The organism is Rheinheimera sp. NSM, from assembly GCF_052380015.1.
Lineage (GTDB): Bacteria > Pseudomonadota > Gammaproteobacteria > Enterobacterales > Alteromonadaceae > Alishewanella.
This window is the reverse complement of record NZ_JBQTCI010000002.1, coordinates 729,898-749,701: the sequence shown is the minus strand read 5'-3', so window position 1 is coordinate 749,701 and position 19,804 is coordinate 729,898. Positions and strand designations below refer to the sequence as shown.

The following is a 19,804-nucleotide window of genomic DNA, read 5'->3' as shown; positions in this document are numbered from 1 at the left end:
AGGAGTCAGCTTTGGCAAACATTCCATCCACTATGCAGGCAATTGCGGTTGTTAACGCCGGCAACGACAGCACTTTGCGGGTAGAGCAGCGCCCTGTGCCGCAGCCTTCGGCCGAGCAACTGTTGGTAAAGGTGGCGGCAGCCGGCATTAACCGCGCCGATTTAATGCAGCGTCGCGGTTTGTATCCGCCACCTGTTGGCGATAGCGATATTTTAGGCCTGGAAGTGGCCGGTATTGTAGTGGCGGCGGGGCCGCTGCATAAAAGCTGGCTTGGCAAAGCCGTGTTTGGTCTGGTGCCGGGCGGCGGTTATGCTGAGTATGCCCTGTTGCATGCCGGCCATGCTATGGCGGTGCCGGCCGGTTATAGCATGGCAGAAGCAGCTGCCAGCGCAGAGGTGTTTCTCACCGCTTATCAACTGCTGTTTAGCATCGGTGCTTTGCAAAGCGGCCAGAAGGTGCTTATTCATGCCGGCGCCAGTGGTGTGGGTACGGCGGCAATACAGCTGGCAAAAGCGGCTGGTGCTGTGGTTGCGGTAACGGCCAGCAGCGATGACAAATTGGCTGCCTGCAAGGCTCTGGGGGCAGAGGTACTGCTTAATTACACCACAGCTGCCTTTGAACAGGAACTGGCCGCACAGTGGCCGGACGGGGCAAATTTGATACTGGACCCGGTGGCCGGTGACTACATAAGCCGTGAAATTCCGCTGCTGGCCATGGACGGCAAAATTGTGCTCTATGCCATGATGGGCGGGCGGGAGATACCGCAGCTGGATTTATCCTTGTTGTTTAAACGCCGTGGTCAGCTGATTTGCTCCACATTACGCAATCGCAGTAACAAGTATAAAACCGCGCTGACGCAGGCGTTTTGCAATGCATTTGGTCAGCCACTGGCACATCGGCAAATCGCGCCTGTACTGCAGCAGCAATTTAAGCTGCAGCAGGCTGAGCAGGCACATCAACTTATGGCATCTAACCAGACTGTCGGGAAATTGGTACTAACACTTTGATCAACTGGCGAAATTTTAATGCTCAGATAGACTGAGTATAAAACAGCAACCAGCCTTCAGTAACCACAAGGATGCGTTATTCAGATGTCTACAGGTACCATTGGAAAATCAACCTATAGCAAGCAGGTGGCGTCGTTGATCAACCGCATCAGTGACAACACGGCTGTGGCTGATTCTTTGTATGAACAGGCCACGGCTTGTTTTATCCAGATGGTGGCGCAGCAAAGTGAAAAAACCGAACTGGCCCAGCAGGTGTATCTGTTTGAACACCGCCAGCAGCAGGTAGATAAGCGCAATCTGGCCCAGGTTGAGCGCAGTTTGCAGCAAGCCAGAGGCGAGCAGCAGACCTTTGTGCAAGCCCGCTCAGATGAAGCCTTTGTGCGTTTTAGTGCGCTGAAAAAACTATGCCAGGATATCCTGGCACTGTGTCAGGGCGAGTCGGAAGAGGATACACGGGTAAATAGCGCAAAAATGCTGGGCACCATTCAGTTGCTGTCGCCGACAGAAGGTAAGCTGGTTGCCGCTAGCAACCAGAAAAGTAAACATTTGTACAAAGCACTGTTAAGCCTGCGCTTGCTGGACAAACTGCTGGCAGATGGCGAGCTGAATAACCCCTATGTACTGCAACGTTTAGCAGCACAGCGCAAAGCAGACAGTAAAGACGAATATCAGCCGTTTCGTGATGACGTACAAATTCCGTTGGTCATGGCGGCGTTATTACAGGATATTGGTACCTGTCACCCTGATGCACAGGCAATTTTAAAAGGCGCACAAGGTGAGCAAGATGAGTTTCGGGTGCTGGAAAACGATGAGCGCATCGCCTTATTGCAAATCAGTTACCGCGAAAGTTTAAAGTACCTGAGCGAAGGCCTGGGTGCCGACAGGTACAATGGTAATTCAAAAGAGGATCGCGATAACCTTATAAAGCGCGATGCAGAGCGGCGCGCTTTTATCTTAATGCTGCTGAAAAATGCCATTAAGCCGGAGCATGGTATCGGCAATATATTAAAAATTCCGCAAATTTATACCTCAGTAGTGTTGTCCACCAAAAGCAGCTTTGCTTATGAGACCTTGCCCAAGGTGGCCCTGGTGCTGGAAAAAGGCGTAGAGAAGGGCGTTTACAGCAAGGTCGCGGTGGATGCACTAATCAGTATTACCGGGGTATTTCCACAGGGTTTTGGTGTTACCTACATTCCGAAAGACTCCGATCGGCAAGACCTCGACCGCTATGAATACGCTATTGTTACCGGGCTGTACCCGGCCGATATCCGCCAACCTGTTTGTCGTATGGTTACCCGTAACCTAACTTATAACGTGTCGGCCATGGGTTGCGTGGTCAGTGTGGAAAATAATTTATATTATCCGCCGGCCCGTAAAAAGCTGGAACGGATCAGCGAAGAGCGCTTGTTGGAGATCTTAAGCAAACTGGTATCCAATTTTGAAGAGCGCAAAAATATGTCGCTGCTACCCAAATGCTGGCACCCCGACGAGTATTTCTCTTTTGTTAAAAATCAAAACCTGTGGAATAAGGTGGTGATGCACAATAACTAAACCGGCTTAGCCGGTTTTATCAGGCCCGGTTGTGGGATCCGTATCGCCAGCCGCCGGGTTGTCCTCTGCGTCGCTCTGTGCAGTAACCTCCGGCTCCGCAGTTGGTGCAATGTCAAAACTATCGTCTGTTCTTTCCCACTCGATATCTTCATCATAGCCGGCCGGCACTTGTTGCCTGGCAGCCTGAAAGTCTTCATCGCGCATCTGGGTCAGTACGGTTTCTTCATCTACCCTGGGATCGAGTGCCGCCGCCAGTGGCGAGGATACCAGATCGCCCGAGCCCATTTTAAACTGCGCATTTTGCTGCTCGTCCAGCATGCGTTTTACCTGCTTCTGGTTGTAGTTCACCCGCAACAGGCGTAAAAACAGCGTAAAAGCGCAGCAACTGATAAAGGCGTACAGCATGGCCGGGCCAAGCAGTTGCATTAATGCCGATGCCAGCAGCGGGCCGAAACAGGCACCCAAACCAAAGGTTAACAGTACGGTAGCGGATAAGGCCACGCGGTCGTTTTGTTCCACATTTTGGTTGGCAAACGCAGAGGCGATCGGGTATAGCGTAAAGGCCAGTACGCCGTAACAAAAGGTGGCGACTAACAGCAACCAGCCCGTTAATGGCAGCAATGCAATTAATAAGGTAAGAATGGTCAGCACCGCGGCGTTAAAGCGTAGGATGCGACTGCGCGGAATGCGGTCAGAAATTTTACCCATCGGCCATTGTGCTAACAAGCCGGCCAATATGGTGACTGACATAAACAAGGTAACCTGTTCGGTACTCATGCCTTTAGCCGCGGCATAAGCCGGTGCCAAACCATAAAAAGCGCCCGCCATCATGCCGGCTACGCTTATTGCCGTCAGTGATTGCGGCACCAGCCTCCAGAAAGCCATAATTTGCAGCGCTGCCGGTTGCAGCGGCGCCGGGTGAATGCGTTTAGTCAGCGCTATCGGCACTATGCACAACGAGTAACACATGCTGATAATCAGCAGCGGCGCTGTGCCAAGCTCAGGGAATTGGCTCAGCATTAACTGGCCGCCAATCATACCAAGGTAAGAGGTGATCATATAGAAGGCGAACACGGTGCCACGCTGCGAGCTTTCGGTTTGCTCGTTCAGCCAGCTTTCCAGCACCATATACTGGCACATCATGCCCATACCAACGATAACGCGCATCACCAGCCAGATTTCCAGCTGCGACGTCAACACATGAGTCATGGCGCAGGCACTGACAATCGCCGCGCTGGCGACAAAGGCGCGGATATGGCCAACCCTGGCAATAACCTTATGGCCCAGCTTAGACCCCAGTACCAGACCAAGGTAGTAGCAGGACATTAACGCGCCAATCCAGATAGAATCGACTTCTTGCTGTGCCAGCGATAAGCCCAGGTAGGTTGATAACGAACCCTGGGCCACCAGCATCAGCAAGGTGGTTAAAAATAGCGCACTAAAACTGCGGTAAGGGTGTTTACTGGACATCCGTTGCCTTTTAAAAAACAGGCAGCCAAGGCGGCCTGACTACTTACTTCACCCGCATACCTGGCTGGGCGCCGTCATCCGGAGATAAAATAAACAAATCGCTGCCGCCAGGGCCTGCGGCTAACACCATGCCTTCGGATAAACCAAAGCGCATTTTGCGCGGTGCCAGGTTAGCCACCATCACCGTTAAACGGCCTTCGAGTTGCTCAGGGCTGTAGGCGGATTTAATGCCGGCAAACACCTGGCGTACTTCGCCGCCGCCAATATCCAGTTGCAGTTGCACTAACTTGTCAGCACCTTCTACGGCGCTGGCTTTAATGATTTTGGCCACCCTTAAATCAATTTTGGCAAAATCATCAATGCTGATGGTGTCGCTGATTGCTTCGCGCTCTGTGCCTGGTACTTTTTCTGCTTTGACAGCTGTTTTAGCCGGTGCAGCCGTTTGTGGCTGCAGGTTGTCTTTCGACGCTTCCAGCATTGCCGTGACTTTTACCGGGTCAACCCGCTGCATTAAGGCTTTAAACGGGTTGATAGCATGGTTGGTCAATGGCTGCTGATAGTTGTTCCAGTTCAGTTCGCTGTTTAAAAAGGCTTCCGTTTCTGCGGCCATTAACGGTAACACCGGTTTTAAATAATGCATTAGTACGCGGAACAGGTTAATGCCCATTGAGCAGACATCATGTGCTTCCTGCTGCTTGGTATCATCTTTTACCAGCACCCAGGGGGCTTTAGCATCAATATACTGATTGGCTTTATCGGCCAGCGCCATAATGTCGCGGATAGCACGGGCAAACTCGCGTTTTTCGAAGCTATCGGCGATGCTGTCCCCTGCAGCGGTAAATTCTGCCAACAGGGCAGGTTCAGCGACACTAGCTGATAATTTACCGTCGAAGCGTTTGGTAATAAAGCTGGCGCAGCGGCTGGCGATATTGACCACTTTGCCGACTAAATCGGCATTCACCTTCTGGCTGAAATCATCCAGGTTTAAATCCAGATCAATAATGCTGCTGCTAAGCTTAGAGGCAAAGTAATAACGCAGGTACTCCGGGTTTAAATGATCCAGATAGGTACGGGCTTTGATAAAGGTACCGCGCGACTTGGACATTTTGGCGCCGTTTACGGTAACAAAACCGTGGGCGAAAATGGCATTGGGTTTGCGCAGACCGGCGCCGTGCAGCATGGCTGGCCAAAACAGGCTGTGGAAATAAATAATGTCTTTGCCGATAAAGTGATACACCTCGGCGTCAGAATCCAAGCGCCAGAAGCTGTCAAAATCGATACCGGTTTTATCACACAGGTTTTTAAAGCTGGCCAGATAGCCGATAGGCGCATCTAACCAAACGTAGAAAAACTTGCCCGGCGCATTGGGTATTTCAAAGCCGAAGTAGGGCGCATCACGGCTGATATCCCACATTTGCAGGCCGTCTTTAAACCACTCTTGCAGCTTGTTAGCCATTTCTTCCTGCAAGCTGCCGCTGCGGGTCCAGTCTTGTAGCATTTGGCTAAACGCCGGCAGGTCGAAGAAATAATGCTCAGAGTCTTTTAATACCGGGGTGGCACCGGACACTACCGAACGGGCATTTTTTACTTCGGTCGGGCTGTAAGTGGCGCCACAGACATCGCAGCTGTCGCCGTTTTGGTCCAGCGCGCCGCATTTGGGGCAATCGCCTTTAACAAAACGATCGGGCAAAAACATCTGTTTTTCCGGGTCAAATAACTGGCTGATGGTTTTGCGCTTAATGTAGCCGCTATCGTGCAGCTTGGTATAAATCTGGCTGGCAAACTCGCGGTTTTCATCGCTGTGGGTAGAGTAGTAATTGTCAAAGCCAATGCCGAAACCGGCAAAATCAGCCTGGTGTTCAATATTGGTTTTGGCAATCATTTGCTCCGGCGTAATGCCTTGTTCCTGCGCTTTGAGCATTATAGGCGTGCCATGCGCATCATCGGCGCAAACATAGTAGCATTCATGGCCGCGGGCTTTTTGAAACCGGGCCCAAATATCGGTTTGAATGTATTCCAGTAAGTGGCCTAAATGGATAGGGCCGTTGGCATAGGGTAAAGCGCTGGTAACAAGTATTTTGCGTGTCGACATTAAGCGGTGCTCTTTTGCATAAATAACTGAAAAAATTTCACTAAATGATACACTAGCCGCCATCGATCCGCACCCGCCACGGCACGGATCCGCTAAAAAAACGTGTTAACGCCTGAATTTGGAACTTGCCGATGTTTAACTGGTTTAAATCCGCCAAAACCGACGCTTTGCCTGAAGCCGCACAGCAGCTGCTGCAACACTGGCAACTGCCTGACAGCGGTGCGCCGCTGGCGTTATTACTCGACAGCGTAAGTCTGCAGAAAAACAACCTGACTGTCAGCTTAAAACTGCCGCTGTTATCCATAGCGCAGCCGTTGCAACAAGCGCTGGCCGACGCCGGTTTTAACTACCGGTTAACGCTGGATTACCGGCTGACAGCCGCGCCGGTATTTAAAGATATTAAACACATTATTCTTATTGCCTCAGGTAAGGGCGGCGTGGGCAAATCCACCACAGCCGTTAATCTGGCGGCGGCACTGGCACTGGAAGGCGCTAAAGTCGGTTTATTGGATGCGGACATTTATGGTCCGTCTATTCCCACAATGCTGGGTCTTCGCGGTGAGAAAATCAGCTCGCCGGATAATAAACTGATGCAGCCCAAGTTTGCCCATGGCGTGTATTTGCAATCTATCGGTTTTCTGGTAGACCCACAGCAGGCGTCTGTGTGGCGTGGCCCTATGGCCAGCCAGGCATTGTTGCAACTGTTGAACGAAACACTGTGGCCGGAGCTGGATTATTTAATTGTTGATATGCCACCTGGCACAGGTGATATACAGCTGACCATGGCGCAAAAACTGCCGGTAACCGGTGCGGTAGTGGTTACCACGCCGCAGGATGTCGCATTGTCGGACGCCGAAAAAGCCATCAGTATGTTTCGCCAGGTGAATATTCCGCTATTGGGCCTGGTGGAAAATATGAGTTTTTATCAGTGCAGCCACTGTGGTACACGGGATGATATTTTTGGTACCGAAGGCGGCATCTTATTGGCAGAGCGCTATCAGGTGCCGGTTTTGGGCCAGTTACCACTGCAAAAACAGATCCGTGAGCAAGCCGATGCAGGGCTGCCCATAGTATTAAAACAGCAGCCAGTGGCAGAAAATTACCGTACAATCGGCCGGCAATTAATGCTGGCATTGCATTGGCATTCAGCTGCACAAGCGGTTGGCCAACCTGAAATAATAATAACGGACGATTAAGATGAGACTGTGTGACCGCGATATAGAACGCTATTTAGCTGAAGGTAAAATTAGCATTACCCCGTTACCGGACGCCGACATGATAAGCGGCGTTAGTGTTGATATTCGCTTGGGCAATAAATTTCGCGTATTTGTCGCCCATACGGCTGCTTATATTGATTTAAGTGGCCCGCGCGGTGAAGTGGATAAAGCACTGAATAGCGTGATGAGCGATGAAATTTATATCGCTGATGGCGATAAGTTTATTTTGCACCCGGGTGAGCTGGCCCTGGCGATGACGCTGGAATCGGTCACCCTGCCGGATGATATTGTTGGCTGGCTGGACGGCCGCTCGTCGTTAGCGCGGTTGGGGCTGATGGTGCATGTTACCGCGCACCGGATTGATCCGGGTTGGTCCGGTAATATCGTGCTGGAGTTTTATAACAGCGGCAAGTTGCCATTGGCGCTTCGGCCACAGATGAAAATTGGCGCACTGAATTTTGAACTGATGACAGGCCCGGCTGAGCGGCCCTACAACAAACGCCTGGATGCGAAATATCAGCAACAAACCGGTGCTGTCGCCAGCCGCATTGGCCATGACGATAAAGGCTGAGACCTTTTATAGCGGCGTAAAAGTAAAAAGCCCACGCAGAGCGTGGGCCAAAAGCTATAAAGCAAAAATGAAGCGGGATGATTATGCAATAAAGCTGCATAGCTTGGCAATATCAGTCTGTTAAATATTTGCTGCTTTGTACTGTTCGGTGTCGATTTTAATGCAAGGAGGAGTGCCGTGACGGCTGGCAGCATTATCCGCTTACTTAGTCTGGCTGCTATCTGGGGCGCATCGTTCCTGTTTATGCGCCTTGCGGTACCACAGCTGGGCCCCGCCTGGTTGATGTTCGGCCGCGTACTGCTGGCCTCGTTGTTTTTGGCGTTAGTGGCACTGGCGTTTAAGCGCCGTTTGCCGATCCGGCAATATGCCGGGCATTTTATGCTACTGAGCTTCTTTAACACCGCCTTACCGTTTCTATTATTTGCCTGGGCCGCGCAAACCCTGACTGCATCCTTATTGGCCGTGCTTAATGCCACGGCGCCGCTATGGGGCGCATTAATTGGCTGGTTGTTCTTTCGCCAGCCAATGTCGCTGAAGGTGGCGCTGGGTTTACTGCTCGGTATTAGCGGTGTTGCCGTATTAGTGGGTTTTGATGCGGTGCTGGCCGATAGCGCCGCATTGCCCGCCATTGCGGCGGCTGCCGCGGCAGCTTGTTGTTACGGTATTGCCACCTGGTATACCAGGCTTGCCAAACCGGTGCCGGCCTTTATTAATGCCCATGGCAATATGTGGGGCGCTACGTTATGGTTGTTACCGCTGCTGTGGTTTATACCGTTGCCGGTAGCGCAGCCGGCAACACAAAGTTTACTGGCGGTAGTGGCGTTGGGCGTGGTATGCACCGGTGTAGCTTATATGTTGTATTTTCGTCTGGTGCAGGATTTGGGCGCTACGCCGACGCTGACAGTTACTTTTCTAATTCCGGTGTTTGGTGTGTTGTGGGGCCACCTGTTTTTAAATGAAACTATTGGCTGGCATACCCTGGCCGGTGCAACAATTGTTATTGCCGGCACCATGCTGGTTACCGGTTTTAGCCTGAATTCATTACGCGCTGCATCAGCGCCTGTTAAGGAGTAAATATGAAACTGTACGGTTCACAAACCTCACCCTATGTACGGCGCATTCGTTTATTGCTGGCCACTACTGCGCATGAATTTATTAACCTGAATATTTTTGCCGGTGAAGGGCGGCAAACACTGGCAGCAATTAACCCGGCACTGCGTATTCCGATGTTGGACGATAACGGCCGGGTTATTTTCGACTCCGGCGTAATATACCGTTACCTGGCGCCCAAGTTAGGTTTAGCGCCGCTAAGCTGGTATCAGGAAAACCAGTTGACGGTTATTAATGCCGTAAGTGATTCTTTAGTTATGCTGTTGCAATGCAGCCGTAGCGGTTTTGACACCAATGACGACAAACTGTTTTTTAACTTGCAGCGCGAGCGGGTAGCCACCTCGTTATTTGTACTGGAGCAACAGGCGGCCAATGGCGAGTTTGCCAACTGGGACTATGTCGCCATGGCGCTGTACAGCCTGGTGGACTGGACCTTGTTCCGTGAACTGCTGGAATTTGATGATTATCCGGCGCTACTGGCATTTGTTGCGCAAAACAAAGCGCAACCGATGATTAAAGACAGCGATCCACGCCTGGGGTAAACAGGCGCAGACTGGTATTACTGTGCTGCTTTTAGCAGCACAGGTTCAATTAACACACTTTGCTCAGCGTCGGACAGCCAAATCTGGCCTTCGCTGATATTGCATTGCAGGTTCATATTGCGGCTTACCAGTTTGGCCATCTGCGCTACCGCTGCCTCATCAATTTCCAGCACGCTGAGGTTTTGGTAACGCTGCAGCGCCTGCTGATTATTCTTCCACCATACCGGCACGCTGCGGCCACCATAGCAAAACAATTGTACTTGTTTGGCACGGCCGGCGGCTTTGCGCAGCCATTTTTCATCGCTTTGGCCAAACTCCACCCAGAGGTTAATCTCGCCGCTAAGGGTTTTATCCCACAGCTCCGGCTCGTCATCTTCGGCACTTAAGCCTTTGGTAAAAGCCAGGCTGTCGCTGGCATTCATAGCAAAGGCCAATAAGCGTACCATCATGCGTTCATCATTTTCTGACGGGTGTTGTGCCAGCGTCAGGCTGTGATCCTGGTAATAGTGCCGGTCCATATCGGCAATTTGTAACTGTACTTTAAATACGGTGGCTTTAAGTGCCATAACCCAACTCACTAACGGTACAAAGGCGGCGAGTGTAGCGCGAAGCAGGCTGGTACTCAATTTAACTGTTTGCCGCAGCGGCGGCTGCCATCGCCGGACAAACTGCGCTATGCTGTGGTAAAACAAAGGTAACTAACTGAGTTAGCGCGCAAATGTCTGAATTTGATTTTGAGATGGTGCAAAACTTTCTAATTGCGCTGTTATTGGGTGCCCTGGTGGGTATTGAGCGCGAAAAGCATCGCCGCGACGAGCATCCGAACAGTTTTGGCGGCCTGCGCACCTATATTCTGTTTGCTCAGGCCGGCGCCGTATCGGCCTGGTTATCCTTGCATCTGCAATCGCCGTGGTTGTTTATCATAACGGTGCTGGTGGTAGCGTTGGCGGTATTAACCGCGTATATGCTGGAAAACCGGCATAACCCGACGGCGCTGGGCTTAACCAGCGAAATAAGCGCTATTACGGTATGTTTGCTTGGTGGGGCCACCATGTTTGGTTATGCCGAGCTGGCGGTGATGCTGGGTATTTTAACCTCGGCTATTTTAACCTTTAAACAACCGCTGCATGGCCTGGTAAGTAAAATTGGCACCGATGATTTATACGCCGGGCTTAAATTGCTTATCGCCAGTTTTATTGTATTGCCGTTGTTGCCAAACGAAGCTATAGATCCCTGGCAGGCACTTAACCCCTATAAACTGTGGTTGTTGGTGATATTAATCTCCTCAATGTCGTTGCTGGGCTATGTCGCGGTGCGCTGGCTCGGAGCAGCCCATGGCACTGTAGTCACCGGCATCAGCGGCGGCCTGGCGTCTTCAACCGCTGTTACTTTAAGCTTTGCCCGCAGCAGCAAAATGGAGGGCGATCCACTGGCCGCCGATAGCCAGGCGTGCGGAGTATTACTGGCCTGGCTGGTAATGTTTATCCGCGTGCTGATCACCATCAGCATTGTGTATCAGCCTTTACTGGCGCACTTATGGTTGCCGTTTAGCGTAATGGCCGGCGCGACGGCAGTAATGGCTGCCATTTATTACCGCCTTGGCAGCGCACGTTATCAGGCACCACAGCAAAGTGCAGTAAAAGTAACTAACCCGTTTAGCCTGGTTGCCGCTATTAAATTTGGCGCCTTATTTGCCGTTATTTTATTGCTGGTAAAATTTACCGAACAGTATGCGGCAGCCGAAGGTTTGTATCTGTTAGCGGCAGTGGCAGGGATGTCTGATGTGGATGCGATAACCTTGTCTATGGCGGAATACGCCCGCGGCTCCAGCGGCGGCGTATCATTGGCGGCCGGCGCTATTACTGTGGCCGCGCTGAGTAACACCCTGGTAAAGTGTGCTTTGGTGTACGCCCTGGGTGGTAAGGCGCTGGCGCATAAACTGCTTGCGGCTACTCTGGTGATCCTGGCGCTGGGCGCGGCGGTATTGCTGTTTACCTAGTCTGCTTCAGGCTGGATTAAGCCCGGGCCTGCTCAGATGGTGCAATAATGTCAATTCCGGAGCTACTATGCTAAAGCAAATTAATGTTGCGTTGTCTGTCTTACTAATGGTGTCGACCGCGCCGGCAATGGCAGCCACTGTGCTGACCGATGCAAATCTGGACCAGTTTGAAGCCATGTTACCCAAGCTGCAGCAGTTAGAGCAAAGGCCGCAGAACAAGCAATTTAATTTGCAGCAACATTGCGACTGGCCACGGCATTACCGCGAGCTGAGTGCACAGGAAAAAGACAGCAACTATCAGGCGCAAATAGAGCAATTGGTAAAACAGCACGGTTTTACCCCGCAGCAATTTGTTGAGCTTAGCGCCAAAGTTAGCTGGCCGGTGCTGCACAGTGTACAACCTATGCTGGATGTATCGCGTCAGGCATTAATGTTTTTACCGGCCGCACAGCGGCAAAAAACTGAGAAAACCATTCAGCAGGGCCAGCAGTATTATCAAACGCTAAGCGGCTGTTTAACGGCGGATGATAAAACCGCACTGGCTAAACACCATGACCGCATTATGCAAATAGCCAAACGGCTGGGTGGTGTAGAGCAGATATTACCGCCGGGCATGTTAAACACAGGGGGTAGATAGCACTTCTGACAATACCGGCTGATCGTGGTACATTTAGGTACAGTCATTAAACTGTCAGCATAAGATGCTGTTATGTACCGGTGGCTGTCCACATAAGTTTATCGCCATAAAATCAGCAAAATAAGGTTATCAGATGAGCGTTTGTCGTTATTTTTCCGCCGCTGTGTTCTGTGCGGCTGCGGTATGCAGTGGCACGGTATCAGCGCAGCAAGCTGCCCCGCAGGGTTTTTTATACGGTGTGGGTATTGGGGTAAATCAGGAAATTTACCGCGGTTACAGTAACCGCACTATACCCTTGCCGATACTGGGGTATCGCGGCGAAAAATTATCCGTCTACGGCCCTTTTATCAGTTACAAGTTGCTGGAGCTGGGCAATATCAGTTTCAGCGCCAAACTGGCGCCGCGTTTTGCCGGGTTTGATCAATCAGACAGTAGTGTGTTCAGCGGTATGGCTAAACGCAAAGATTCTCTCGATGGCGGTATTGGCGTGCAATTGCGCCAGCAAGACTGGCTGCTCGAAGCCGACACCGTATTTGATCTGTTAGGTCACTCCAACGGCCGGGAATCAAAACTGGCGGTAGGGTACAGCTATCGTCTTGCGGCTGTGGTAGCAGAGCCTAAATTTGGCATCAGTTACTCCGACGGCAAGCTGGTGAATTACTATTATGGTGTGCGGGAAAACGAAGCCAGCGCTGAGCGCGCGGCTTACAAAGCCGGCGGTACGGTTAACTATAACGCCGGTTTATCCCTGAGTACGCCGCTGTTTTTCGGTGGTATGACGAGGTTTGGCATAGAGCACCACTGGTATGGCAGCAGTATCAGTAACAGCCCGCTGACCGACCGTGATACCGGGCTGTCAGCGTTTTTATCCTGGTCGACATTTTTCTGAGTTAGCGGCGTAAGGCCTGCACTAACTGGTGTACGGCCTGCAGTTGCAGGCCATCTTTGGTGGCATAATCCGCCCCGGTGTAACCCCACCAATCCCAGCAGGCGTTGGGGTTAAACGGGCTGATACTGCTGGCGCGGGTTTGCGGATACAATATCACCAGCTGGTTAGTATCGGCATAGTTATTCAATCCGCTACCGCTGACATAGGCCTCACCAACAGTTTGCGCATTTTGCTTACAGCCATGAAAGCTGACATGCAGCCGGCAGGGCTGGCCGTCGGCACAGCTTTGCGGTACATACAGGTAGCCGGTTTCAGCCAGGGTAGCTTTTGCAGCCGCCGATAACTGATGCTGGTTAATCTGCAGCAAGCTGCCGGCGGCGTCTGTGCCGGCCGGCTGCAACTTGCCCAGCAGATGCGTCAGCAGCTCGCCTGCGGCATCATAATCACAAGCGGCGAGAAAAGGCGGTTCTGACAGCTCACAGCTTGTTGTGTAGGACCCGCCGGTCGGGAAAGTATGGCCAAAAGCTCTGTTATTTATCAGCACTAAATTTTCCGGCTTAAGCCATTGTTGATACTGGCTGTGCAGCGCTAACGCCAGTTTCGGGTGTACAGTGGCATCTTTGCTGCCATGAAAAATCCATACTTTATCCCCGGCAACTGCCGACAGTGGCGCCAGCTTAGCTGCGGCACGTTGCGCCTGCAGATATTGGTTGATGCTGCTCAGGTCGGGTTGACTGGCCGCTTTATTAAAGCAGTGCTCCAGCGCCAGGCCTAAACTGTTTTGCGCACAATATACCGGGCCACCGGCCAGCATAGCGACACCTTCAACCTGCTCAGCAAAAGCCAGATGGTACTGGCCTGCAAAATAAGCGCCGCTGGATAAGCCGGACAGGGTAATGTTATCTGCCAGCGCCAGTTGCGGCAGTGCGGGCTCTGTAGCCCCCAGCGGCAGAGCGAGCGCAGATAACACCGCAAGGTTTAACAGTTTGATGGCAGACATAACTACTCCACAGCAGGCAATTTATGCCGTTAAATGTTGCACACAGGCCAGGTTGCAGCAATAAGGCTTTAGTACAGCCCGGGTGTTAATACCGGATCACTTTTGCCACGCCACGCGAGCGCGGATCGGCTACTGCCGTTACTGTGCCGTTAGTGACTTGTATCGCCTGAATATCGCCAAGGCTCCAACCTTGCGTCACCAGGTTATAACCTTTGGCGCTAAGTTCGGCCTGCACTTCTGCTGATAGCGGGGCATAGGGTTCCATGGTAATTTGATTTTCTGGCAACAGCTGATGATGAAAGCGTGGCGCGGCAACAGCCTGTTCCAGTGGCATGGCAAAATCATATAAATTTGTCATCACCTGGAAAATGGAAGTGAAAATAGTTGAGCCACCGGGCGTGCCGATCACCAGCTCTATGTTGCCATCTTTAACCAGCAAGCTGGGCGTCATTGATGACAACATACGTTTACTCGGTGCAATCGCATTGGCATCACTGCCCACTACACCAAAGGCGTTAGGCACGCCGGCTTTAGCGGAAAAGTCATCCATCTCGTTATTTAATAAGAAACCGGCGCCTTCTACTACCACACCGCTGCCATAATCCAGATTCAGTGTGTAGGTGTTTGATACCGCGTTACCGTCTTTGTCCAACACGGAAAAATGCGTGGTGTGGTAGCCTTCCAGCCCTGGTTTGACTGCCTTGGTAGCGGAAATGGCTTTGGCGTTAATTTCGGCGGCACGTTTATCTAAATAAGCACTGTCCAGCAGTTGCTGCTGCGGCACAGTGGTGAAATCCGGATCGCCGAGGTAATCGGCGCGATCGGCAAATACGCGTTTTTCAATTTCCGCTATTAAATGCACATACTGCGTACTGTTTAGTGTAACGCCGGAAAAATCTGCCGCACGGCGTTGCTTCAGCGCCAGCAATTGGCTCAGGGCAATGCCGCCGGAGCTGGGCGGAGCAGTGGTAACCAGCTGGTAATCGTGCCAGGGCGTTGTCACGGGTTCACGCCAGCCGGCTTTGTATGCGGCTAAATCGTTCATGCTGATCAGGCCGCCACCGCGCTGCATTTGTGCCACCAACAGTTTAGCGGTTTCGCCCTGATAGAAATCGGCCGGGCCGTGTTCGGCAATACGGTTAAGTGTGGCCGCCAGCTCCGGTTGGCGAAAATTCTTGCCGGCTTGCATAGCGCCAAAGTAATCGGCAAAGTTAGTTTTACCTTCCAACTGGCTGAGTAAATCCGCCCGGTACTGGTATTGGTTGGCTGCTACGGTAAAACCGCTTTGCGCATAGTGCACTGCCGGTTTTACCAGCTCGGCCCAGGGCAGGCGACCAAAGCGCTGATGCGCTTGCCACAGGCCCATTACGGTGCCCGGCACGCCGCTGGCCTGATGGCCAATTAGGCTTAAATTCTCAATGACCTGTTTTTCGTTATCCAGATACATATCGCGGTGGGCGGCCGCAGGCGCGGTTTCACGATAATCCAAAAAGTAAGCTTTGCCATCAAACCACAGCGTCATAAAGCCGCCGCCGCCAATATTACCGGCCTCCGGGTAGGTAACTGCCAGCGTAAAGGCGGTAGCCACAGCGGCATCTACCGCATTACCGCCGCCGCGTAATATTTGTTCTGCTACCGCTGCACCATATTGATCCGGCGACGCTATAGCGCCGCTGCCAACGCTCTGTTCCGTTGTTGTGGCGAGGCTGCTGCAGGTTAACAGTAAGGCAAGCAAGCTGCAGGTAAGACGAAATAGCATAGTTAGCTCCGGTTTGGGCAAAGTTCATTTCTACCCCGGCCGCGTCGCAAATACAAGTTGTGCAAGTTTTAACAAGCTTGCTATGCTCAATAAACAATAATAACGGCTAAACAGATGAAATATCAGTTGAAACTGATATGTATGGCATGGCCGTAAGGAGACAATATGGGCTTTTGGCACACGGTAGGCGGGCGTTTACTAAGCATTCCTTTATTGGCATTGCTTGGTTTTATAGTGCTGGGCGCCGTGGCGCTGAAGGCACTTAATCATAGTTTGGTTGAGGGCAGGGAAAATCGCGTAGTGGCCGTTATCGACAGCGGCCTGAGTATCGTAAAACATTATCAGGCGTTGGAACAAAGCGGTGCCTTAAGCACCGGGCAAGCGCAGCAACAGGCAATGGCGGCGATTAAAGCGATCCGCTACGACGGCACGGAATATATCTGGATTAACGACACCGGCCGGCCCATTCCGAAAATGATTATGCACCCCACCGTGCCCACGTTGGACGGTACTGTGCTGGATAGGCCAAACTTTAATCATGCTACTTTAATGCGTAACCGCGACGGCAGCCAACAGCAAACGCTGGACAACGCCAATTTGTTTGTCAGCTTTGTAGACGTCATAGGCCGCTACGGCAACGGCTTTGTCGAGTACCAGTGGCCCAAGCCGTTAAAAGGCGGTGGTGTAACCGAGGAGCGTTATACCAAGTTATCCTATGTAGCCAAAGACGATAAATGGGGCTGGGTATTAGGTTCCGGTATTTATATTGACGATGTTAAAGCCGCTTTTTGGGCGGTAGCCATGCAAGTCGGGCTGGTGGTGGTAATTATTATCGCCCTGACGGTGGGCGTGTCGTTATTTATCCGCCGCTGGTTATTGCAGGCACTGGGCGGTGAAGTCGCCACAACCAAAGCCTTGGTGCAGCAGGTAGCCGGCGGTGATTTCTCGGTAAACTTTGCGCTAAAACCGGGCGATAACGACAGCTTACTGGCAGCACTTAGCGGCCTTATCAGCCAGCTGCGCAGCATTATCGGCCAACAATCGGCGATGGCAGAGCAACTGGCGGGGCAATCTGAGGCGCTGGATGAAACCAGCCAGCAAACTCAGCATATTTTACAAAGTGTCATGGATCAAACCGCCCAGGTAGCCACTGCCGTCAACGAAATGACCGCCACATGCGAGGATATGGCGCGCAGTGCTACCACCGCGGCCAAAGCCGCCCGTGACGCCGATACCGAAGCACAAAATGGCGTAACCTCGGTACAGCAAACCATTACCGCCATTGACGCGCTGAAACTGAAGTTGGAACAGGTGTCGGACGTTATTGCTCAGCTGTCTAAACGCGGTGAAGAAGTAGGGGCGGTAACCGACGTTATCGGCGCCATAGCCGAACAAACCAACCTGCTGGCGCTTAATGCTGCGATAGAAGCGGCGCGCGCCGGCGAAATGGGCCGCGGCTTTGCTGTAGTAGCCGATGAAGTACGCACCCTGGCCAGCCGCTCGCAGGCATCTACCCAGGATATCAACAAACGTATTCAGGGGATCCAGCAAGACTCCGCCAACGCCGTGCAATCTATGGCACAAAGCAAAACCGAGACAGAACAAACTATTGTTTGCTCGCAGCAAGCTAACGAGGCACTAAAACGCATTAATGCCGCCGTCTCCAGCATTACTGATGTTAACGATCAATTGGCCAGCGCCACCGAAGAGTTAGCAGTGGTGTCCGGCACTATTAACGAGAATATGGAGAATATTGCCAACGCGGTAGAGAGCACCACGGTTAAGTCGACTGAACTGTCAGTGGCCAGCCAGCAATTGCGGCAAATGGCCAGTGAGATGAAAAAATCACTGAGTGGTTTTAAACTCTAAACCAATACAGGCAAGTGCAGAAACAACAAAGCCCCGCAAAAGCGGGGCTTTATTTTACCAACACTAAAGATTCAGAAATGCGAGGTGCGGCATAATTACAGCCATATTTGACTTAATTATCGCCGCGCTGCCGCCGAATATCACGGCAAATAAAGTGCATGCAGCGGTAAAGCTGACTCGTTTGTAAACGAGCTGATGAAACTTATCCATAAGATTCCACAGCATAAACACCGCGCCTACCCAGAACATGATACCAAGCTGATATAGCAGGGCGATGATAATAACAGCCAACCCACTGATAAGCGCAACCAGCTCTGCAATAAATCGCAGCCAGAACCGGCTTTTCAGCAGGAAGAAACTCAGGTAGCCAAGTGCTGTAAAGTACGCCAACGGCAATACAGTTAGCATGCCCGGCTCAAAAGCGTGTAGGGTTTGTCTAAGAGGCATTAAGGCAGCCAGCCAGGTGGTATAAAAGATCAGCCATGCCAGCAGCGTTAACAACAAACAGGCAAAGGCTAAACGCAGTACAACAGCTATACGAGCTTCGTCAACACCAACTGCAATCATTCCCGGCGTAACTAACATGACAAAACCTAAGCTGTAAACAAAGGCGGCAACACTACAAATACCGAAAATACTATTGTCAAAGCACCATGCCAGAATGCCCAGTACAAGCATTAACAGCCAACCTGTCCACCGGCGTGCTTTACCTGAGTCCTCCATGCGGCTATTTATGGAATAAGCCAACACAGCAGCCAACGATAATCCGGCTACCAATACAACGTATTGCTGGTGAAAGACCAGCAACGTGACTATGGATGCAACATATATCAGGGTTTCATTCAATCCGGCAGGGAAATACGACATTATTTTGGCAATCAATGCCAGTAATAGCAACGCTGAAATACCGTATAAAGCTGACGTAAAGCTGTCTATTCGTTGCTCTGTCGCAGATGCCACTGGCATATCTTCGAGTGATATCTGGTATCTGCTGTAAGCCTGCTGCTTAATATTCTCAGATTTCTCCTTAAACACAGCTTCAGTTATCGCCGCTTCAGCTTTTAACTCCAACAGCAGTTGATATTGCGCGTGCAACTCTGCTGCCGAATCAGTTTTATAATCGGCAGCCAAGCTGATCACGGGTAAAAAAATAATAGTATAAAAACAAAACGCATCAGGCTTCATTGCTCTTTATTGGTGAGTAAGTTATCAGCTGCGCTCCTGCGCCAGCTTTTATCCAGACCGGTGTAATTAAAACCTGTGTATCCAGCTCATTTCTAACTTCTCTGTACCTATGTAATTTTTGCAAGATACACAAACTCTTTTCATAACTCAATATTTACAAATTAACTTCATTTGAAGTGCACTTGCTTGAATTCGACAAACAAAGGCAGTCTAGGAGATCAACAAACGTATTCAGGGGGCTCCGGCTAGACTCCGCCAACGCTGTGCAATCTATGGCACAAAGCAAAACCGAAACAGAACAAACTATTGTTTGCTCGCAGCAAGCTAACGAGGCACTAAAACGCATTAATGCCGCCGTTACTGATGTTAGCGATCAGTTGGCCAGCGCCACTGAAGAGTTAGCAGTGGTGTCGGGCACCATAAACGAGAATATGGAGAATATTGCCAACGCGGTAGAGGGCACCACGGTTAAGTCAACCGAGCTGTCTGTGTCCAGCCAGCAGTTACGGCAGATGGCCAGTGAGATGAAAAAATCGCTGAGTGGTTTTAAACTCTATGCAAACTATGAAAATCAATCACGCACGTCTGAAAAGGTTGAGCTGATAAGCCTAGTGGTTAACTGTGTTTCATGTATTAAGCCCTGAGCCACCGGGTTACTGTCAGTTTTAAGCTCGTGCACTACATAAGGCCTGAATACATTATCGAGCCGTGAATCATCGGTAACGGCCTTAAGGGCAGGTTAATAGGTATTTTACATAAAGAATTCTATTTAGAGCAATACCGAAAAATAGCGCATTCTCAATGCTAAAGTCGAATTGTTGCGGTAAATTTGGTTTTTAATTTGACATTTCCGTTAATTTTACAACTATTAACTTGGTGCTGAGTTGGAAATTTTTAACAATACAC

General features: G+C 51.1%; 17 protein-coding genes. 11 read left to right on the top strand and 6 right to left on the bottom strand.

Translation table 11 applies throughout. The features are described from left to right. Positions 1-11: 11 nt before the first annotated feature. Both ACTZWV_RS09225 and ACTZWV_RS09220 read left to right on the top strand, forming a co-directional pair. Positions 12-1,007, top strand: coding sequence for an NAD(P)H-quinone oxidoreductase (locus tag ACTZWV_RS09225; RefSeq protein WP_444786252.1), 996 nt, complete (start codon positions 12-14; stop codon positions 1,005-1,007). Between the two features lie 84 nt (positions 1,008-1,091). After that, on the top strand, positions 1,092-2,558 hold the full coding sequence (locus ACTZWV_RS09220) for a hypothetical protein (protein WP_444786251.1): 1,467 nt from the start codon (positions 1,092-1,094) through the stop codon (positions 2,556-2,558). Between the two features lie 6 nt (positions 2,559-2,564). Here the strand turns inward: ACTZWV_RS09220 and ACTZWV_RS09215 are convergent, their stop codons facing one another. Further along, entirely contained in the window at positions 2,565-4,028 is a 1,464-nt protein-coding gene (locus ACTZWV_RS09215; protein WP_444786250.1) for an MFS transporter, read from the bottom strand. 43 nt (positions 4,029-4,071) lie between these two features. Beyond that, the gene (gene metG, locus ACTZWV_RS09210; protein WP_444786249.1) at positions 4,072-6,120 is read right to left on the bottom strand and encodes a methionine--tRNA ligase; all 2,049 of its coding nucleotides are present in this window, start codon (positions 6,118-6,120) and stop codon (positions 4,072-4,074) included. A gap of 131 nt (positions 6,121-6,251) precedes the next feature. Here metG and apbC point away from each other — a divergent pair, with 131 nt between their 5' ends. The 4 genes from apbC (at position 6,252) to ACTZWV_RS09190 (ending at position 9,560) form a co-directional block, all read left to right on the top strand. Beyond that, positions 6,252-7,316 (top strand): iron-sulfur cluster carrier protein ApbC, encoded by a 1,065-nt coding sequence (gene apbC, locus ACTZWV_RS09205; RefSeq protein WP_444786248.1) that lies wholly within the window; start codon positions 6,252-6,254, stop codon positions 7,314-7,316. A 1-nt stretch (position 7,317) separates the two neighbouring features. Continuing rightward, positions 7,318-7,908 carry a dCTP deaminase gene (gene dcd, locus ACTZWV_RS09200; RefSeq protein ID WP_444786247.1) on the top strand — a complete coding sequence of 197 codons (591 nt, stop codon included), beginning with the start codon at positions 7,318-7,320 and terminating at the stop codon, positions 7,906-7,908. Between the two features lie 177 nt (positions 7,909-8,085). After that, positions 8,086-8,982 (top strand): DMT family transporter, encoded by an 897-nt coding sequence (locus tag ACTZWV_RS09195; protein ID WP_444786246.1) that lies wholly within the window; start codon positions 8,086-8,088, stop codon positions 8,980-8,982. Between the two features lie 2 nt (positions 8,983-8,984). Further along, positions 8,985-9,560 (top strand): glutathione S-transferase family protein, encoded by a 576-nt coding sequence (locus ACTZWV_RS09190; RefSeq protein WP_444786245.1) that lies wholly within the window; start codon positions 8,985-8,987, stop codon positions 9,558-9,560. A gap of 17 nt (positions 9,561-9,577) precedes the next feature. Here ACTZWV_RS09190 and ACTZWV_RS09185 read toward each other — a convergent pair whose 3' ends face one another. Beyond that, positions 9,578-10,126: a YaeQ family protein gene (locus ACTZWV_RS09185; RefSeq protein ID WP_444786244.1), complete on the bottom strand. Its 549-nt coding sequence runs from the start codon at positions 10,124-10,126 to the stop codon at positions 9,578-9,580. Between the two features lie 152 nt (positions 10,127-10,278). Between ACTZWV_RS09185 and ACTZWV_RS09180 the strand changes: the two genes are divergently transcribed. The 3 genes from ACTZWV_RS09180 (at position 10,279) to ACTZWV_RS09170 (ending at position 13,085) form a co-directional block, all read left to right on the top strand. Next, positions 10,279-11,559 carry an MgtC/SapB family protein gene (locus tag ACTZWV_RS09180; RefSeq protein ID WP_444786243.1) on the top strand — a complete coding sequence of 427 codons (1,281 nt, stop codon included), beginning with the start codon at positions 10,279-10,281 and terminating at the stop codon, positions 11,557-11,559. A gap of 67 nt (positions 11,560-11,626) precedes the next feature. Next, a complete protein-coding gene (locus ACTZWV_RS09175) occupies positions 11,627-12,196 on the top strand; it encodes a hypothetical protein (protein ID WP_444786242.1) in 570 nt (189 codons plus the stop codon). A 133-nt stretch (positions 12,197-12,329) separates the two neighbouring features. After that, positions 12,330-13,085: a MipA/OmpV family protein gene (locus tag ACTZWV_RS09170; protein WP_444786241.1), complete on the top strand. Its 756-nt coding sequence runs from the start codon at positions 12,330-12,332 to the stop codon at positions 13,083-13,085. 1 nt (position 13,086) lies between these two features. Here ACTZWV_RS09170 and ACTZWV_RS09165 read toward each other — a convergent pair whose 3' ends face one another. Next, the gene (locus ACTZWV_RS09165; protein ID WP_444786240.1) at positions 13,087-14,085 is read right to left on the bottom strand and encodes an extracellular catalytic domain type 2 short-chain-length polyhydroxyalkanoate depolymerase; all 999 of its coding nucleotides are present in this window, start codon (positions 14,083-14,085) and stop codon (positions 13,087-13,089) included. An 85-nt stretch (positions 14,086-14,170) separates the two neighbouring features. After that, on the bottom strand, positions 14,171-15,844 hold the full coding sequence (gene ggt, locus ACTZWV_RS09160; RefSeq protein ID WP_444786239.1) for a gamma-glutamyltransferase: 1,674 nt from the start codon (positions 15,842-15,844) through the stop codon (positions 14,171-14,173). A 165-nt stretch (positions 15,845-16,009) separates the two neighbouring features. On the opposite strand from ggt, the gene ACTZWV_RS09155 reads away from it, so the two are divergent. Then, positions 16,010-17,713 (top strand): methyl-accepting chemotaxis protein, encoded by a 1,704-nt coding sequence (locus tag ACTZWV_RS09155; protein WP_444786238.1) that lies wholly within the window; start codon positions 16,010-16,012, stop codon positions 17,711-17,713. Positions 17,714-17,776: 63 nt separating this feature from the next. Here ACTZWV_RS09155 and ACTZWV_RS09150 read toward each other — a convergent pair whose 3' ends face one another. Further along, positions 17,777-18,898 (bottom strand): hypothetical protein, encoded by a 1,122-nt coding sequence (locus ACTZWV_RS09150; RefSeq protein WP_444786237.1) that lies wholly within the window; start codon positions 18,896-18,898, stop codon positions 17,777-17,779. 272 nt (positions 18,899-19,170) lie between these two features. Here ACTZWV_RS09150 and ACTZWV_RS09145 point away from each other — a divergent pair, with 272 nt between their 5' ends. Beyond that, positions 19,171-19,542, top strand: coding sequence for a hypothetical protein (locus ACTZWV_RS09145; protein WP_444786236.1), 372 nt, complete (start codon positions 19,171-19,173; stop codon positions 19,540-19,542). Positions 19,543-19,804 lie beyond the last annotated feature (262 nt).

Bases quoted from the DNA above. Each gene is read 5' to 3' on its own strand.
- ACTZWV_RS09150 (WP_444786237.1), bottom strand. From the start codon at position 18,898: ATGAAGCCTGATGCGTTTTGTTTTTATACTATTATTTTTTTACCCGTG.
- ACTZWV_RS09175 (WP_444786242.1), top strand. From the start codon at position 11,627: ATGCTAAAGCAAATTAATGTTGCGTTGTCTGTCTTACTAATGGTGTCG.
- ACTZWV_RS09190 (WP_444786245.1), top strand. From the start codon at position 8,985: ATGAAACTGTACGGTTCACAAACCTCACCCTATGTACGGCGCATTCGT.
- dcd (WP_444786247.1), top strand. From the start codon at position 7,318: ATGAGACTGTGTGACCGCGATATAGAACGCTATTTAGCTGAAGGTAAA.
- ACTZWV_RS09155 (WP_444786238.1), top strand. From the start codon at position 16,010: ATGGGCTTTTGGCACACGGTAGGCGGGCGTTTACTAAGCATTCCTTTA.
- metG (WP_444786249.1), bottom strand. From the start codon at position 6,120: ATGTCGACACGCAAAATACTTGTTACCAGCGCTTTACCCTATGCCAAC.
- ACTZWV_RS09220 (WP_444786251.1), top strand. From the start codon at position 1,092: ATGTCTACAGGTACCATTGGAAAATCAACCTATAGCAAGCAGGTGGCG.
- ACTZWV_RS09215 (WP_444786250.1), bottom strand. From the start codon at position 4,028: ATGTCCAGTAAACACCCTTACCGCAGTTTTAGTGCGCTATTTTTAACC.
- ACTZWV_RS09145 (WP_444786236.1), top strand. From the start codon at position 19,171: ATGGCACAAAGCAAAACCGAAACAGAACAAACTATTGTTTGCTCGCAG.
- ggt (WP_444786239.1), bottom strand. From the start codon at position 15,844: ATGCTATTTCGTCTTACCTGCAGCTTGCTTGCCTTACTGTTAACCTGC.
- apbC (WP_444786248.1), top strand. From the start codon at position 6,252: ATGTTTAACTGGTTTAAATCCGCCAAAACCGACGCTTTGCCTGAAGCC.
- ACTZWV_RS09170 (WP_444786241.1), top strand. From the start codon at position 12,330: ATGAGCGTTTGTCGTTATTTTTCCGCCGCTGTGTTCTGTGCGGCTGCG.
- ACTZWV_RS09165 (WP_444786240.1), bottom strand. From the start codon at position 14,085: ATGTCTGCCATCAAACTGTTAAACCTTGCGGTGTTATCTGCGCTCGCT.
- ACTZWV_RS09185 (WP_444786244.1), bottom strand. From the start codon at position 10,126: ATGGCACTTAAAGCCACCGTATTTAAAGTACAGTTACAAATTGCCGAT.
- ACTZWV_RS09180 (WP_444786243.1), top strand. From the start codon at position 10,279: ATGTCTGAATTTGATTTTGAGATGGTGCAAAACTTTCTAATTGCGCTG.